This is a genomic window from Acuticoccus kalidii, assembly GCF_021556395.1.
GTDB lineage: Bacteria > Pseudomonadota > Alphaproteobacteria > Rhizobiales > Amorphaceae > Acuticoccus > Acuticoccus kalidii.
This window is the reverse complement of the sequence record NZ_JAKGCS010000019.1, coordinates 36199-53243: the sequence shown is the minus strand read 5'-3', so window position 1 is coordinate 53243 and position 17045 is coordinate 36199. Positions and strand designations below refer to the sequence as shown.

Below are 17045 nucleotides of genomic sequence, written 5' to 3'. Positions count from 1 at the left end.
GATTGTCCGGCGCGCTCGCGCGGCGCCGTCGTCCCGTCAGACCCGTCCGAGCGCGAACCCTTTCGCGATGTAGTTGCGGACGAAATAGATCACGATCGCGCCCGGTATGATCGTCAGCACGCCGGCGGCCGCGAGTAGACCGAGCTCGTAACCGGAGGTGGACGCGGTGCGCGTCATCACGGCCGCGATCGGCTTCGCGTCGACCGAGGTGAGCGTCTTTGCGAGCAGCATCTCGACCCATGAGAACATGAAACAGAAGAAGGCCGTGACGCCGATGCCGGAAGCGATCAGCGGCATGAAGATCTTCACGAAGAATCTCGGGAAGGAGTAGCCGTCGATATAGGCCGTCTCGTCGATTTCCTTCGGAACGCCGGACATGAAACCTTCCAGGATCCACACGGCGAGCGGAATGTTGAAGAGACAGTGCGCGAGCGCCACCGCCCAATAGGTATCGAAGAGACCGATCGACGAATAAAGCTGCAGGAAGGGCAGCGCGAACACCGCCGGCGGCGCCATGCGATTGGTCAGAAGCCAGAAGAAGAGATGCTTGTCGCCCAGAAAGCGGTAACGCGAGAAGGCGTAGGCGGCCGGCAGCGCCACGGTGACGGAGATGATGGTGTTGATCACCACGTAGATGATCGAGTTGATATAGCCCCAGTACCAGACCGGGTTCGTCAGAATCTCGACGTAGGAATCGATGGTGAACCGCTGCGGATACGGGCTGAACCCGGCGAGGATCTCGTTCGTCGTCTTGAAGCTCATGTTGATGAGCCAGTAAATCGGCAACATCAGAAAGATGATGTAGAGCGTCGGCACCAGCCAGCGCAGCCGAAGGCGGCGGCGTTGGGCGGTGGCACGCGCGGCGGCGGCCTCGGCGGGGATCGCGTTCGTCATCGGCGTGTCGGTCATGACGCGTTCTCCCGTGCGTCGCGCTGCGTCATCAGCGTGTAGAAGAGCCAGCAGACGAGCAGGGTCATCAAGAAGTAGATGATCGACATCGCCGCCGCGATACCGAGATTGAACTCACCCAGCGCCGCCTTCACGAGGTCGATCGACAGCAACGTCGTCGCATTGCCCGGCCCGCCGCCGGTGAGAACGAACGGTTCGGTGTAGATCATGAAGGAATCGATGAAGCGCAGCAGCACCGCGATGATCAGAACCTGCCGCATCTTCGGAAGCTGGATATAGCGGAACACCGCCCAGCGCGACGCGCCGTCGATCTTCGCCGCGCGATAATACGCCTCGTCGATCGAGCGTAGGCCCGCGAAGGCGAGCAGCACGACGAGCGAGGTCCAATGCCACACGTCCATCAGGACGATGGTGAACCAGGCCGACACCGGCTGATTGGTGTAATTGTAGTTGAACCCGAGCGAATTGAGGCCCCAGCCGAGCAGGCCGATATCGGGCAGCGCGAAGATGTTCCACATCGCGCCGACGACATTCCACGGAATGAGGAGCGGCAACGCCATCAGCACGAGGCAGACGCTCGACCACACGCCCGAGCGCGGCATGGCGAGCGCGATGGCGACGCCGAGCGGGATCTCGATCAGGAGGATGATCCCGGTGAAGGCGAACTGGCGCAGCAGCGCGTGGATGAACCGCTCCGACGTCAGCACGGCCACATAGTTGCTGGTGCCCGACCAGAAGAACAGATTGTCGCCGAAGGTCTCCTGCACCGAATAATTGACGACCGTCATCAGCGGGATGATCGCGTTCATCGCCACCAGGATCAGAACCGGGAGGACGAGGAACCAGGCGCGGTTGTTCTCGGTCTTGGTCATGAGGAGAACTCGATCCGCCAGTCGTCGGCGTAAAGGTTGATCCGGTCGGGCCGGAAAGTGGCGCGCGGCATCGCCGGCACCTCCCCCTCCTCCGGCACGATGGCCGAGGCCGGACGACCGGCGATCTCGCCATGGACGATCCGCTCGCGACCGACATCGTCGACGCGGGTGATGGTAAAGGGAATGCCCGTCTCGCCGAGCGTCACGAATTCCGGCCGGATCCCGAGCTCGGTGCGGGCGCTCGGCGGGGCGCTGGCGGCGGCGGGCAGATCGATCGTCTCGCCATCGAGATGCGCCGTCGCCCCGTCGAGGCGGACGGGGAAGACGTTCATGCCGGGCGAGCCGATGAAATAGCCGACGAAGGTGTGGCGTGGCCGCTCGAAAAGCTCCTCGGGCGTTCCGACCTGGACGACCTCGCCCTCGACCATCACCACCACCGTATCGGCGAAGGTCAGCGCCTCGGTCTGATCGTGGGTCACATAGACCATCGTGTGGCCGAACTCGCGATGGAGCCGCTTCAATTGCGAGCGGAGCTGCCATTTGAGGTGCGGGTCGATCACCGTGAGCGGCTCGTCGAACAGGATCGCGGCGACGTTCTCGCGCACCATGCCGCGGCCGAGCGAGATCTTCTGCTTGAGGTCCGCGGTGAGGCTCGCCGCCTTCCGGTCGGCGAGCGCGGCGAGGTCGAGCATCTCGAGGATCGTCGCGACGCGGGCCCGCACGTCGGCCTTTTTCACACCGCGATTTTTGAGGGGAAAGGCGAGATTCTCGGCGACGGTCATCGTGTCGTAGACCACCGGGAACTGGAAGACTTGCGCGATGTTGCGCGCCTCCGGCGGCAGCAGCGTCACGTCTTTGCCGTCGAAGAGGATGCGGCCCTCAGTCGGTGTGATGAGGCCGGAGATGATGTTGAGAAGGGTGGTCTTGCCGCAGCCCGACGGGCCGAGAAGGGCGAACGCGCCGCCGTCGGTCCAGACATGGTCGAGCGTTTTCAAAGCGTAATCGTCCGGCCCGCGAACCGGGCCGTAGGCGTGGCGGATACCGTCGAGGGTGATCTCGGCCATCTTTATGCCGCCTTCCTGACCGCTCCGACATCGACGGACGCACCGTCCGCGTCGAAGACCATGATGTGCCGCAAAGGAAGGTGGATCTCGACCGGCCGGCCCGGCGGCAGGTCGTGGATCCCGTGCGCGAGAAGCACCCAATTCTCGCCGAGCGTCTTGAGGTGAACGAAGCTCTCCGAGCCGGTGATCTCGGTGACGATCACCGTCGCGGGAAGCGAGGCGGCGCCGTCCGTCGTCGCGAGCGTCACGTGATGGGGCCGGATCGCGATATGATAGGGCCCGTCGGCAAGCCCCTCATAGGCCGGCGGGACGGGGATCTGACGCCCGCCCCCCTCCACCGGAGCGAACGCGGCGCCGCGCTTTTCGACCGCCATCACGTTGAGCGGCGGATCGGCGAAAATGCGGGCCGTGATCAACGTGTTGGGCCGGCGATAGACGTCGACCGTCGGGCCGAACTGGGTGACGCGGCCTTGGCTCAGCGTCGCCGTGTTGCCGCCGAGGAGGAGAGCCTCCTCCGGCTCGGCCGTCGCATAGACGAAAATCGCGCCGGAGGCGGCGAAGATCTTCGGAAGCTCGGCGCGCAGCTCCTCCCGCAGCTTATAATCGAGATTGGCGAGCGGCTCGTCGAGGAGCACGAGGCGGGCATTCTTGGCGAGTGCGCGGGCGAGCGCGGTGCGCTGTTGCTGGCCGCCGGACAGTTGAAGCGGCATCCGGCGCAGATAAGGCGTCAGCTTCAAGAGGTCGGCAACGCGCTCGACCGTGCCCTCGATCTCGGCCTTTGGCTTGCGGGCGATGCGCATCGGGGAGGCGATGTTCTCAAAGACCGTCATCGCCGGGTAATTGATGAACTGCTGATAGACCATCGCGACGTCGCGCTGCTGCACGGGAACGCCGGTCACATCCATATCGTCGGCGAGGATCCGGCCCGAACTCGGCCGATCGAGCCCGGCCATGATGCGCATGAGGCTCGTCTTGCCCGACAGGGTCGGGCCGAGAAGCACGTTGAGCGTGCCCGGCAAGAGCCGAAGCGAAATGTCGGCCAGATGGACCGCGCCACCACTCCGCTTCTCGACCTCCAAGAGCTCGAGCATTCCCCCTCCCCCTCGGGCCGCGCGGCGGCCCGCGTCGCCGGCAGAGCCGGCCGTTTCCTCCGTGGCCGGTATGGTCCGGCCTTTTGGGACGCCGCCGGTTGATCCGGCTTTCGTGCGCCCGGCCGGTTCGTCCGGCCTGTCGAGGCGGCCGGTTCTCCCGGCCTGTCGAGGTGCCGGCTCCACCGGCTGGTCGAGGTGGCCGGTTCTCCCAGCCTGTCGAGGTGGCCGGTTCGCCGGCCTGTGGTCTTCCGCGTGTCGCCGGGCGCGTTCGGCCCGGTGAGGCGTCTATTCGGCCGCGAGGCTCTCGGCGCGAACCGTCTCGGACATGAAGGCGTCGAGCGCGGCGGCCTCCGCCTCGCTCAACCGGAGGCCGAGCTTGGTCCGCCTCCACAATACATCTTCTGCGTTCATTGCCCACTCAAATGCAATCAGATAGCGCACTTCCGCTTCATAAAGATCGGCGCCGAAATGACGGCCGAGATCGGCGCGGCTCGCGCGGCCGCGCAAAATTTCCTGGGCGCGGTTGCCATAAAGGCGGGCAAGGCGCGCGGCGTGAAACGGATCGAGGAAGGGGAATTCGGCCGCCAGCGTCTCCCCATAGGCGGCGGCGACATCGACCGGCATGTGGCCGCCCGGAAGCGGCGCGCCCGCCGTCCACGGCTCGCCCTTCTCGCCGATTAGCTCGCCGACTTTGTGGACCGCTGCCTCGGCGAGCTTGCGATAGGTGGTGAGCTTGCCGCCGAACACGTTGAGGAGCGCCGCCCGCCCCGCCCCGCCTTCGGTCTTGAGGACATAATCGCGCGTCGCCTCCTGCGCCTTCGAGGCGCCGTCGTCGAACAGCGGGCGGACGCCGGAGAAGGTCCAGACGATGTCCTCCTCGCGCACGGGACGCTTGAAGTAGCCGCTCGCGCTTTCGAGGAGATAGCGCGTCTCTTCCGGGGTGATCGCGACATCGTGCGGGTCGCCTTCATAATCCCGGTCCGTGGTGCCGATGAGGGTGAAGGCGCCCTCATAGGGGATCGCGAAGATGATGCGCTGATCGTCGTTCTGGAAAATATAGGCCCGGTCGTGCTCGAAGAGCCCTTTGACGACGATGTGACTCCCCTGGACGAGGCGGACATGATGGGCCTCGTGTCGGCCGAACGCGGCGCCGAGCACATGGTCCACCCACGGTCCGGCCGCGTTCACGATCATCCGCGCGGACATCGTCCGCTCGCCCTCCGCCGTGCGAAGCCGCACGGTCCACGATGCGCCCGCGTCCTCCACCGCGACGACCTCGGTGCGCGAATGGATCGCCGCGCCGCGATCGGCCGCGTCGCGCGCATTGAGGACGACGAGGCGGGCATCGTCGACCGCGCAATCGGAATATTCGAACCCGCGGGTGTAAATGTCCTTCAGCGGAGCGCCGGCGGGATCGGTCGTGAGGTCGAGCGTCTTCGTGCCGGGAAGGCGCTTCCGGCCGCCCAGATTGTCGTAGACGAAGAGGCCGAGGCGCAGGAGCCAGGCCGGACGAAGCCCTTTGTGATGGGGCAAGACGAAGCGCAGCGGGCGGATGATGTGCGGCGCCATCGACCACAGCACCTCCCGCTCGAGAAGCGCTTCGCGGACGAGACGAAACTCGTAATGCTCGAGATAGCGCAGGCCGCCGTGGATCAGCTTGGTGGACCAGGACGACGTGCCGGAGGCGAAATCGTTCATCTCCGCGAGCGCGACCGAGTAGCCGCGCCCCACGAGATCCCGCGCGATGCCGCATCCGTTGATGCCACCACCGACGACCAGGACATCCACGATCTCGGGTTCGCTCACAAGACCTCCATCAAACGTTGTGAGTGTTGAACGAAATGAAACGAATGTCAAACGAAACCATCGCCGCGTAACGCCCCGTCGCGCGGCGAGCCGGCTTCGCACCACGCTCCCGGACCGGGCGCGGCGCCCACCGTCAGCCGGTCGCGTTCGTTTCCAGCAACCTCACGCCGTGCTCGACGCACACGGCACGCACGGGTTCCGTGCACCGATCGGTCACAAAGGTGTGGACCTGCGACAGATGGCCGATCCGCACCGGCGCGGCGCGGTCGAACTTGGTGGCGTCCGACACCAAAATGACGTGCCGGGCGTTCGCAATGATCGCTTGCGCAACTTTCACTTCGCGGAAATCGAAATCCAGAAGCGCGCCATCCTGATCGATCGCCGAGGCGCCGATCACCGCATAATCGACCTTGAATTGACGGATGAAATCGACCGCCGCCTCGCCGACGACCCCACCATCGGACCCGCGCACCACCCCGCCGGCGATCACCACCTCGAAGCGTGGATAAAGCCGCATCCGGTTCGCGACATTGATGTTGTTGGTGATGATCATCAGCGCCGCATGGTCGAGAAGCGCCTCACTCACGGCCTCCGTCGTGGTGCCGATATTGATGAAGAGCGAAGCATCGTTCGGGATCAGCGAAGCCGCGAGCGCGCCGATCGCGGTCTTTTCCCCGTCGGCGATCAACCGGCGCTTTTCATATTCGAGATTGGCCGTACCGGACGGGCTGATCGCCCCGCCATGGACGCGGGTGATGAGACGGCGGGTCGCGAGATCGTTGAGATCCTTGCGGATCGTCTGCGGCGTGACATTGAAGTGAAGCGCCAGCTCGTCGACCGTGACGCGCCCCCTCACTTTGGCGCGCGACACGATCGCATCCTGCCGCGCGGCAACGTCGACGAGCTTCGCCGCCTGGGCTTCGTCGTCCTCCATCTAGACCACCTGTGTTTTCGTTTTTTATCGGGTTAATCGAAAATCGAAAAAACCGAAAGCCCGCAGGGTGCGACCCGCGGACCGCGGGTGGCCTTTGGCGGTCGCGGACCATTGCCAACTGCGGACGGGCGTTGCTACGCACCCGCAGCCGAATTGTCCTTCCCTGTGAGACACCGTACCTTTAGCGCGCCATGACTGATGTGACCGCCTCCGCCGAGAAGCTCGAGCAAGCGTTGCGCGCCGATGGCGTGCGCATCACGCGCCAGCGTACGGCGATCTTGAAGGTCCTGTCGGAAGCGGCGGATCACCCGGACGCGACCGAGTTGCATCGCCGCGCGCGCGATATCGATTCATCGGTCTCGCTCGCCACCGTCTACCGCACACTCGCCGCGCTCGAAGCGCAGGGGATCGTCCACCGCCATTCATTCGAAGGCACCCCCGCCCGCTTCGAGACGACGGACCTGCCCCACCACGATCACATCATCGATATCGACACCGGCGAGGTCGTCGAGTTCCGCTCCGACAAGATCGAGCGCCTTCAGGCCGAAATCGCCAAGGAACTCGGCTATGACGTGGTCCGGCACCGGCTCGAACTTTATTGCCGCCGCAAGGACCGGCCGCGCGAAAAGGCAGACGAAGAGTAACGTTCGGCCGCTTTCATTTCCCTGCGAATTCGTCCTACCATTCGTTTTATCGACCCAACCCTCTGTGGTATTTCGGCGTCGTCCGGTTGTGGCAACTTGCCTTCCGGCAATCATAAAAACGAGTTGGAGGAGCATATGACCCCACGCATCACAGCGCTTTCCCTGGCACTTTTGGCGGCCACGGCGATGACTCCGGCGCAAGCCGACACGTCGGACAAGCGCATCGCGTTGTCGAATAATTATGCAGGCAATTCGTGGCGCCAGGCGATGCTCCAATCGTGGGAGAAGGTCGCCGAGGAGGCCGTCGGCGAGGGCGTCGTCGCCGAGGCCGACGCGTTCACCACCGCCGAGAACCAGGTGACCGAACAGGCCGCGCAGATCCAGAACCTCATCCTGCAAGGCTATGACGCGATCGTCCTCAACGCTGCTTCGCCCGAAGGTCTCAACGGCGCGGTCCGCGAAGCGTGCGACGCCGGCGTCACCGTCGTCTCCTTCGACGGTATCGTTACGGAGCCGTGCGCCTGGCGCATCGCGGTCGACTTCAAACAGATGGGCAAGGACGAGGTGTCCTTCCTCGCCGAACAGCTTCCCGAGGGCGGCAGCCTTCTCGAAATCCGCGGCCTCGCCGGCGTCTTCGTCGACGACGAGATTTCCGCCGGCATCCACGAGGGCGTGAGCGAGCACCCCGACTTCAAGATCGTCGGCTCGGTCCATGGCGACTGGGCGCAGGACGTCGCCCAGAAGGCCGTCGCCGGCATCCTGCCGAGCCTTCCCGAGATCAACGGCGTCGTCACCCAAGGCGGCGATGGCTACGGCGCAGCGCAGGCCTTCCGCGCCGCCGGCCGCGACATGCCGATCATCGTGATGGGCAACCGCCACGACGAGCTGACCTGGTGGAAGGAGCAGAAGGACGCGAACGGTTACGTGACCATGTCCGTCTCGATCGCGCCGGGCGTGTCGACGCTCGCCTTCTGGGTCGCCCAGCAGATCCTCGACGGCGCGGACGTGCCGAAAGACCTCACCGTCCCCTTCCTGCGCATCGATCAGGACAATCTCGAGGACGGCCTCGCGAACACCGAGGAGGGCGGCGTCGCCAATATCGAGTACTCGCTCGACGATGCGAAAGAGGTCATCTCGGCCGCGCAGTAGACCGATGACGCCGAACGAGAGCGTGGGCGGCGCGGCAGCGCCCGCCCCCGTCGCGGGCGAGGCGGGCGACGGCGTTCGCCTGTCCGCCATCGCCAAGCGCTTCGGCGCGGTCGTCGCCCTCGGCGGCGTCTCGCTCGACGTGCCGCCCGGCACCTGTGTCGGTCTCGTCGGCCATAACGGCGCCGGCAAGTCGACGTTGATGAACGTCCTCGCCGGCACGCTGACGGCCGACGAAGGCACGATCGCGATCGGTGGCGACGACGTGACGGCCGGCTACGCGATCGCCCGGGCGCGCGAGCGCGGCGTCCGGTGCATCTTCCAGGAATTGTCGCTCTGTCCCAATCTGACGGTGGCGGAGAATGCACGCATCGAGCATCCCTCGCTGACGGGTCTGTCCTGGCGGACCGAGGCGGGGCGGCTGATCCGCGCCAAGCTCGACGAGATCTTTCCGGGGCACGGCATCTCGCCGGGCGCGGTCGTCGCCGATTTGTCGATCGCGCGGCGTCAGATGGTGGAGATCGCCCGCGCCTTTTCGCAGACCGCGACCCCCGTCCGGCTCGTCATCCTCGACGAGCCCACCTCCTCGCTCGACCAGACGATCGCCCGCCAGCTCCTCGACCATATCCGCCGGTTCGTGGACGGCGGCGGCAGCGCGGTCTTCATCTCGCACCTTCTCGGCGAAGTCCTCGACATTTCGGACCGCGTCGTCGTCATGAAAGACGGTCTCGTCGTCGCCGACGAGCCGGCGGCGCATTTCGACCGTGATGGGCTCGTCGCCGCGATGGGCAGCGTCGGCGGCCATGCCGCGGCCGCCTCCACGCAGAGCCGGCGCGACACCGGCGCGCCGAAGGTCGCGATCGACGCGCGCGGCGGCGGCGCCCGCCTCACCGCCCATCCGGGCGAGATCGTCGGCCTCGCGGGCCTCGCCGGTCACGGCCAGACGGACACCCTCCTCGACGTCTTCGCAAGGGCCGGTCGCACCAAGGGCGCCGCCATCGTCGACGGGCGCGTCGCCTTCGTCGCCGGCGACCGGCAGACCGACGGCGCCTTCCCGCTCTGGTCGATCGCGGAGAATATCGGCATCGGCTCGCTCCACGCCCTCAAGCAAGGCCGCTTCATCTCCGAGGCGAAGGAGGGCGAACTCGCCGAGCGCTGGCGCGAGCGGATCGGCATTCGCGCGCCGAGCGTGTGGAACCCGCTCCTGTCCCTGTCGGGCGGCAACCAGCAAAAGGCGCTGTTCGCGCGCGCCCTCGCCTCCGACGCCGACATCATCCTGATGGACGATCCGATGCGCGGCGTCGATGTCGGCACCAAGCAAGAGGTCTACAAAATCATTCGCGAGGAGGCCGAAAAGGGCCGCACCTTCCTCTGGTACACGACGGAAATGGACGAGCTTCTGATCTGCGATCACATCTACGTCTTCCGCGAGCGGGCGATCGTCGCGGACCTCACCCGTTCCGAGCTCACCGAAGAGGCCGTGATCCAGGCCTCCTTCCGGCAAGACGCCTGACATGAGGCCGATGTCTCGATGAGCCGCCCGATGCTCGCGCGCCTTCTCCGCAGCGCCCTTCCTGCCCTCTCGCTCGCCATCCTTCTCGGCGCGATCTTCTATCTTCAGCCGCGCACGATGAGCTATTTCGGGCTGAACCTCCTCCTCAATCTCGCCGTGCCGATCGCGCTCGCGACGCTGGCGCAGATGTGCGTCCTCACCGTCAACGATCTCGACTTGTCGATCGGCTCCTATGTCTCGCTGACCGCCTGCATCACCGCGACATGGCTGAACGATACGCCGATCCTCGGGGTCGCGGCGCTGCTTGCCTGCATTCTCGCCTACGGCGCGGTGGGCGCGCTCGTCCATCTGCGCAACCTGCCCTCGATCGTGGTGACGCTCGGCCTCTCCTTCGTCTGGCTCGGGCTTGCGATCCTCATTCTGCCGACGCCCGGCGGCAAGGCGCCGGGGTGGATCCGCGAATTGATGACGCTGAAGCCGGCTTACGTCCCCTTCCCGGTCATCGCCTGTGTCGTCATCGCGCTTGTCGTCCACGTCGTCCTGATGCGCTCGCCCTATGGTGCGGTGCTGCGCGGGGCGGGCGGCAATCCGCGGGCCGTGGCGCGGGCCGGCTGGTCGCTCCTCAGGGTCAAGGTGACGATGTACATGGCCGCCGGCACCTTCGGCGCGCTGGCCGGTATCGCCCTCGTCGGCCTCACCACCTCGGCCGACGCCAATATCGCGCTGCGCTACACGCTCCTGTCGATCGCCGGGGCGATCCTCGGCGGGTCTGAGTTCGTCGGCGGTCGCGTCTCGCCGATCGGCGCCGTGATCGGCGCGGTGACGCTCACCCTCGCCGCGTCCTTCCTCTCCTTCCTGCGCCTCAATCCCGACTTTCAGATCGGCGCGCAGGGGGCGATCCTCATTCTCGTCCTGGCGCTGCGCGCCGTGATCGGGCGCACGGAGGCCGATCGATGAAGGCGATCACCACCTTCTTCCGCCAGCCCTGGCTCTTCGCCTTCGCGGCGGCGATCGCGGTCTGGATCGCGACGGCCGCCTTCACCCAGGGTCAGGGCGCGGGCGAGGTTCTCTCCGTCGCCTTCACCTTCGCGACCTTCTTCGTCATCGTCGCGATCGGCCAGATGTTCGTCGTCACGCTCGGGCCCGGCAATGTCGACCTGTCGATCCCGGCCACCATGACGCTCGCCGGCACCGTCTCGATGAAGATCATGGACGGCCTCAACTGGATGATCCTGCCGGGCTATCTGATCGCCGTCGCCGTCGGCGTCGTCGTCGGGGTGCTGAATGTCGGGCTGATCCGGGTCCTGCGTATCCCGCCGATCATCGCGACGCTGTCGTCGAGCTTCATCATCCAATCGGCGGCGATCTGGTATAATCGCGGCCTGCGCGTGAAGCCGCCGACGATGCTCGCCGACTTCACCACGGCGAAGATCGCGGGCATGCCGATCCTCGCCCTTCTCGTGATCCTCATCGCGGCGGTGATGCATGTCGTCCTCAACCGGACGATTTATGGCCGCACCGTGATCGCGATCGGACAGAACGCGCGGGCCGCACGCCTCGCCGGGCTCGAGGTCAACCGCGTCCGCTTCCTCACCTACGTGATGTGCGCCGTCTTCGCCGCCTCGTGCGGATATGTCCTCGCCGGCTTTTCCGGCGGTGCGGCGCTCAATATGGGGCAAGAATATCTTCTCGCCTCCGTCGCCGTCGTCGTCATCGGCGGCACCTCGGTGGCGGGCGGTTTTTCCAACATTCCGGGCCTGTGGGGCGCGGCGCTCTTCCTCTTTCTGCTCGTCACGATGCTGAACACATTCGGGCTCGGCGCGGGCGTCCGCCTCCTGTTGACGGGGCTGATCATCATCGCCGTCATCACCCTCGCGGGAGGGTCGCGATCGTCGGAACGTTAAGAATCAGACATTTCCGCAATTGAACGAATTTTTGACATCAACTAGACACAGTTCGGCGGATTATCCACTCGCGTCGCCTGACCACGGTGATTGTTGGCTTGGGAGCGGCCTCGACCTATGCGGCGTATGTCCGATACGAGTTCAGTGGAAGGGGAACGATTTCCCCGGGTATGCCTTCCAGTATATGGAATTTTGAACGCCCAGGTTCGTCTCAGTGGTCAATGATATCGCCGAAGCCGAGATCGAAGTGCCCTCGGCTCGCTGGATCGACGAAGACGATCCGGCCCACCCGTTCGCGCACATTCTCGATACGCTGAAAATCATGCTGAAGGTGCCGACCGTCGGTGTCTCCGTGGTCAACAGCTCCAAATACGGCTTCTCCTCGCCGATCGAGCGCGCCCCCCTCTCGCAGAGCGATATCGGCGCCCTTTGCCGGGAGGTGATGGAACATGGCGCACCGCTTCGGATCACGGACGTGAGCGGTGATCCGCGTTTTGCAAGCGCCGACGCCGATGCACCGATCGGAGCGTTCGCGGCCGTCCCGCTCCTCGCGTCCGGCGAGCTGCCGCTCGGCGTTCTGTGGGTGATGAACCAAACGCCCCACGCCTTCGACACCGTCGAGATGACGGTCATGAAGAATCTCGCCCGCTGCGTCGTCAACGAGCTGCTCCTGCGCGAGCGTGCGGCGCTCGACGATCTCACCGGGCTGATGCGGCGGCGGCCCTTCATGCTGCGGCTCAAGCGCCTGGTCGACGGGTATCAGCGCCACCATACGCCGGCGACCCTTTCGATCTTCGATCTCGATTTCTTCAAATCGGTCAACGATCGTTATGGCCACCAGGTGGGCGACGCCGTCCTCGCGCGCGTCGCCGATCTTTGCCGCACCGCGCTCGGCCCCGAAGCGACCACCGCGCGCCTCGGCGGGGAAGAGTTCGCGGTCGCCTTCTCCGGGGTCGGCGTCGAGGCGGCGGCGCAGCGCCTGCGCCGGTTCAGAAGCGCTCTCGCCCACCTTCGTTTCGATGAAGCGCCCGACCTGTCCATCACGGCGAGCTTCGGCGTTTGTGCGCTGACGAGCGCCGTCGTCAACGCGTCGGTCTGGTGCCGGACCGCCGATGCGGCGCTCTATGGCGCCAAGGCGGCCGGGCGCAATCAGATCCTCGTCTACCATCCCGCCGCCCCGAGCTGCCACAACGAGCAAGCGGTCCATCTCCAAGCCGTCCGCGCCGAGCTGCCGCCGGAAACGCTGCCCCCACCGATCCGCGGCGCCGCCTGATGGACATCGGCCGCACGACGATCCCGACGATCGCCCCGCGGCCGACCCGATCCGAAATCCCATCCGGGTTACGCCCGCGTGCGCCGAACGCCGTGCCCATTCGTTCGGCGGCATTGACGCACGATCGATCGCGCACGCCCGTTTTCTCACCTTGCAGCAGAAGAAAAGACGTTCGACAATTTAGACGTTGGTGAGCAGCGCAATCACGCGCGAATCCGGATCATCGTTCGCCGCCGCACCGGCGCCGGGGGTCCGTCTCGAAGAAGAACCAATAAAGAGGAGACTTGCTCGATGCCTATCGCGTCTCGGCTCTTGATGGCCACCGCTCTTCTGTCGCTCGTCGCTCTTCCGGCACAGGCCGACGACTGGTTCCCCTACGAGGTCGAGGTTTGGGATCCGCCTTTCGACATGGCGAGCCCGCGCACGACGACCGAATACACCCCGCTCGAAAAGGCGGACGAGCCCTTCGAGATCTGCGTCTCCTTCCCGCATATGAAGGACGCCTATTGGCTCGGCGTCGATTATGGCGTCACCGAGGAGGCCAAGCGTCAGGGCGTCAAGCTGCAGGTCGTCGAGGCGGGCGGCTATACCGAGCTGCAAAAGCAGATCAGCCAGATCGAGGATTGCGTCGCGGCCGGTGCCGATGCCGTCATCATCGGCGCGATCTCCTATGACGGCCTCAACAACCTCGTCGCCGAAGTCCGCTCGAAGGATATTCCGGTGATCGACGTGATCAACGGCATGTCCTCGCCGGAGCTGTCGGCGAAATCGCTCGTCTCGTTCGGCGAGATGGGATCGAAGACCGGCGCCTATCTCGCCGAGCTCCATCCGGCGGGCTCCGACCCGGTGAAGGTCGCCTGGTTCCCTGGACCCGCCGGCGCCGGCTGGGTCGAGGCCGGCAACAAAGGCTTCCAGGACGCCGTCAAGGATACGGCGATCGAGGTCGTCGAGACCAAATATGGCGACACCGGCAAGGAGGCGCAGTCCGCGCTCATCGAGGACACGCTCGGCGCCCATCCCGATCTCGATTATATCGTCGGCACCGCGGTCACCGCGGAGGCGGCCGTGCCGATCCTGCGTTCGCGCGGGCTCACCGATCAGATCAAGGTCCTCTCTTATTACTATACGCCCGGCGTCCATCAGGGGATCCGGCGCGGTCAGATCCTCGCCGCACCGACGGATTCCACGGTGATCCAAGGCCGCATCGCCGTCGATCAGGCCGTCAGGATCCTCGAGGGCAAGGACTATCTGAAGCATGTCGGGCCGGCGATCTTCGTCGTCACCGCCGATACGGTCGGCGACTTCGACACCTCATCGACCTTGGCGCCGGACGGCTTCCGCCCCGTCTTCCGCGTCGAGTAGGCCGAGCGCCGCGCGCCGCGATGACCGCAGCGACGTCCGAGCCCGCATTGATCGAGGTGCGGGGGCTTTCCAAGCGCTATCCGGGCGTCCTCGCGCTCGACGATGTGAGCCTCGGCGTGCGCGCCGGGGAGGTGCACGTCCTCTTCGGCGAGAACGGGGCCGGTAAGTCGACGCTGATCTCGATCCTCGCCGGCGCCAACCAGCCGACCGCCGGCGAAATCCGCTTTCGCGGCGAGCCGATGCGTCTCGCCTCCGTCCACGATGCGCGCGCCCGCGGGATATCCGCCGTTTTCCAGGAATTCTCGCTGGTGCCGCAAATGACGGTCGCCGAAAACCTCTTTCTCGGCGCCGAGGTGACGGTGGGCGGCCTCCTCGCCAAGCGGCGCCTCAAGCGGATGGCGGTGGAGATCATCGACCGGCTCGGCTTTCCCTTGAAGCCGAACGCGCGGGTGGAGACGCTGACGCGCTCCGAGCAGCAGATGGTCGAGATCGCAAAGGCCTTCCGCGCCGAACTCAACGTCCTCATCCTCGACGAGCCGACCGCCTCCCTCACCGAACGGGAGACCGACCAACTCTTCGAGCTCGTCGCCCGGCTGAAGGCGGGCGGGGTCGGCATCATCTATATCACCCACCGGATGCAGGAGATCCGCCGCATCGCGGACCGCATCACCGTGCTGCGCGACGGCAAGTTCGTCGCGACGGAAGAGGCCGGCGTCGCCGAAGGCCGCCTCATCGAGCTGATGACCGGGCGGGAGATCGCCGAGCTCTTCCCGGAGGTGCGCTCCGAGATCGGCGACGTCCGGCTCACGATCGCGGACCTCACCACCGCGCGCCATTCGGTCGATGCCGCCTCGCTCGATGTGCGCGCCGGCGAGATCGTCGGCCTCGCCGGGCTCGTCGGCTCCGGCAAATCGGAGGTGATGCGGGCCGCCTTCGGCCTCGAGCGCATCCAGTCCGGCACGGTCCACCTCGACGGGGAGGACGTCACCGGCCGCAAACCGGGCGAGATGATGGACCGCGGCCTCTTCTACGTTCCGCCGGACCGGCGCGACGAAGGCCTCGTGATGATTCGCCCGGTGCGGGAGAACATCACCCTGCCCGCCCTCGCCGAGCCGCCGCTTGCCAAGGGCCTCGGCCTCGACAGACGCGCCGAGAAGCGCCTTGCGACGACGCTCGCCGAGCGGATGGAGCTGCGCCCGATGCGCATCGAGCGCACGGTCGACCATTTCTCCGGCGGCAATCAGCAAAAGGTGCTCCTCGCCAAGTGCCTGACGCGCGAGACCAAGGTGTACGTCTTCGACGAGCCGACGGTCGGCGTCGATGTCGGCACGCGCGCGGCGATCTATCGCTTCATCGCCGACCTTGCCGAACGCGGCGCGGCGGTCGTCCTCATCTCCTCCGACCTGCCGGAGATCCTCCACATGTCCCACCGCGCCATCGTCTTCTATCGTGGCCGAATCCGCGCCGAATTCGAGGGCGAGGCCATCACCGAAGAAGCGCTCCTGTCCCATTTCTTCGAGCGCGAGGCGGCCTGATGGCGCACACGTTGAAGCGGATTTTCGTCACCGTCGGGGTCCTGCCCTTCCTGCTCCTCGCCGCGCTCGTCATCTTCACCCTCGCGTCCGACAACTTTCTGACGGTGCAGAACCTCACCAACGTCGTGCGCCAGTCGGTCTATCTGGTGATCGTCTCGCTCGGGCAGATGTTCGCCCTCCTCACCGGCGGCTTCGACCTGTCGGTCGGCACCACGCTCGCGATCACCTCCGTCGTCGGCGCACTCACGATGTCGACCGTCGCGGGAATGGCGCCGGACATGGCGTGGCTCGCGATCGTCGTCGGCTCGATCGGAGGGATCGCGGCGGGGGCGACGATCGGCGTCGCGAACGGGATCGGCGTCGCCGTCTTCGGCGTCTCGCCGTTCATCATGACGCTCGGCATCTCGTCGGTCGGCTTCGGCATCGCGCTCTACCTCACGGGCGGAACGCCGGTCTACGGCATGCCGCAAACCTTCGGCGACGTGTTCGGCTTCGGCACGCTTTGGGGCGTTCCGGTGCCGATCTATTTCGCCGTCCTCCTCATCATCGTCGTCTGGCTGATCGTCAATTGGACGCGGCTCGGGCGCTATTTCTACGCCGTCGGCGGCAACACCAAGGCCTCGACCCTTTCCGGCATCAACACCAAGGGCGTCCTCTTCGTGACGTACATCATCTGCGCGACGCTCACCGCGATCGCCGGGATGCTGCTGACGGCACGGCTCGACACCGGCGAAGCCAATATCGGCGCCTCGATGCCGCTTGAATCAATTGCCGCATGCATCATCGGCGGCGTGTCGCTGCGCGGCGGCGTCGGCCGGGTCGAAAACGTCGTGCTCGGGGCGCTTTTCATCGTCCTCGTCCAGAACGGAATGAACCTCGCGCGGATCGAGAGTTACCTGCAGACCGTTGTCCTCGGTGGATTGTTGATCCTGGCCGTCATTGCAGATCGCATTAGGATTCGCATGATGGCTTCGCTGCAGGATTGATTGGAG

At 65.7% G+C, this 17045-nt stretch carries 15 protein-coding genes; 9 read left to right on the top strand and 6 right to left on the bottom strand.

Translation table 11 applies throughout. The features are described from left to right. Positions 1-36: 36 nt before the first annotated feature. From L1787_RS12595 to L1787_RS12570, 6 genes are all read right to left on the bottom strand, one after another. Entirely contained in the window at positions 37-789 is a 753-nt protein-coding gene (locus L1787_RS12595; RefSeq protein ID WP_235709325.1) for a carbohydrate ABC transporter permease, read from the bottom strand. Between the two features lie 116 nt (positions 790-905). Further along, entirely contained in the window at positions 906-1781 is an 876-nt protein-coding gene (locus L1787_RS12590) for a carbohydrate ABC transporter permease (protein WP_235709214.1), read from the bottom strand. Then, positions 1778-2845 (bottom strand): ABC transporter ATP-binding protein, encoded by a 1068-nt coding sequence (locus L1787_RS12585; RefSeq protein ID WP_235709213.1) that lies wholly within the window; start codon positions 2843-2845, stop codon positions 1778-1780. The genes L1787_RS12590 and L1787_RS12585 overlap by 4 nt, the downstream gene beginning before the upstream one ends. 2 nt (positions 2846-2847) lie before the next feature. Next, positions 2848-3936 carry an ABC transporter ATP-binding protein gene (locus L1787_RS12580; RefSeq protein WP_235709212.1) on the bottom strand — a complete coding sequence of 363 codons (1089 nt, stop codon included), beginning with the start codon at positions 3934-3936 and terminating at the stop codon, positions 2848-2850. Positions 3937-4221: 285 nt separating this feature from the next. Beyond that, a complete protein-coding gene (glpD, locus tag L1787_RS12575; protein ID WP_235709211.1) occupies positions 4222-5742 on the bottom strand; it encodes a glycerol-3-phosphate dehydrogenase in 1521 nt (506 codons plus the stop codon). A 133-nt stretch (positions 5743-5875) separates the two neighbouring features. Next, positions 5876-6676, bottom strand: coding sequence for a DeoR/GlpR family DNA-binding transcription regulator (locus L1787_RS12570; RefSeq protein WP_235709210.1), 801 nt, complete (start codon positions 6674-6676; stop codon positions 5876-5878). Positions 6677-6867: 191 nt separating this feature from the next. On the opposite strand from L1787_RS12570, the gene L1787_RS12565 reads away from it, so the two are divergent. The 9 genes from L1787_RS12565 (at position 6868) to L1787_RS12525 (ending at position 17039) form a co-directional block, all read left to right on the top strand. Beyond that, positions 6868-7320 (top strand): Fur family transcriptional regulator, encoded by a 453-nt coding sequence (locus L1787_RS12565; protein WP_235709209.1) that lies wholly within the window; start codon positions 6868-6870, stop codon positions 7318-7320. A gap of 135 nt (positions 7321-7455) precedes the next feature. Continuing rightward, positions 7456-8469 carry an ABC transporter substrate-binding protein gene (locus tag L1787_RS12560; protein ID WP_235709208.1) on the top strand — a complete coding sequence of 338 codons (1014 nt, stop codon included), beginning with the start codon at positions 7456-7458 and terminating at the stop codon, positions 8467-8469. Positions 8470-8473: 4 nt separating this feature from the next. Further along, complete coding sequence (locus tag L1787_RS12555; RefSeq protein ID WP_235709207.1) at positions 8474-9979, top strand: sugar ABC transporter ATP-binding protein; 1506 nt, start codon at positions 8474-8476, stop codon at positions 9977-9979. Positions 9980-9997: 18 nt separating this feature from the next. Then, positions 9998-10936, top strand: coding sequence for an ABC transporter permease (locus tag L1787_RS12550; RefSeq protein WP_235709206.1), 939 nt, complete (start codon positions 9998-10000; stop codon positions 10934-10936). Further along, positions 10933-11883 (top strand): ABC transporter permease, encoded by a 951-nt coding sequence (locus L1787_RS12545; RefSeq protein WP_235709205.1) that lies wholly within the window; start codon positions 10933-10935, stop codon positions 11881-11883. Before L1787_RS12550 ends, L1787_RS12545 begins: the two co-directional genes overlap by 4 nt. Before the next feature lie 214 nt (positions 11884-12097). Then, entirely contained in the window at positions 12098-13156 is a 1059-nt protein-coding gene (locus tag L1787_RS12540) for a sensor domain-containing diguanylate cyclase (RefSeq protein WP_235709204.1), read from the top strand. Positions 13157-13447: 291 nt separating this feature from the next. After that, a complete protein-coding gene (gene torT / locus L1787_RS12535; RefSeq protein ID WP_235709203.1) occupies positions 13448-14518 on the top strand; it encodes a TMAO reductase system periplasmic protein TorT in 1071 nt (356 codons plus the stop codon). A 20-nt stretch (positions 14519-14538) separates the two neighbouring features. Continuing rightward, positions 14539-16053: a sugar ABC transporter ATP-binding protein gene (locus tag L1787_RS12530; RefSeq protein WP_235709202.1), complete on the top strand. Its 1515-nt coding sequence runs from the start codon at positions 14539-14541 to the stop codon at positions 16051-16053. Next, entirely contained in the window at positions 16053-17039 is a 987-nt protein-coding gene (locus tag L1787_RS12525) for an ABC transporter permease (protein WP_235709201.1), read from the top strand. Before L1787_RS12530 ends, L1787_RS12525 begins: the two co-directional genes overlap by 1 nt. Positions 17040-17045: the final 6 nt, after the last annotated feature.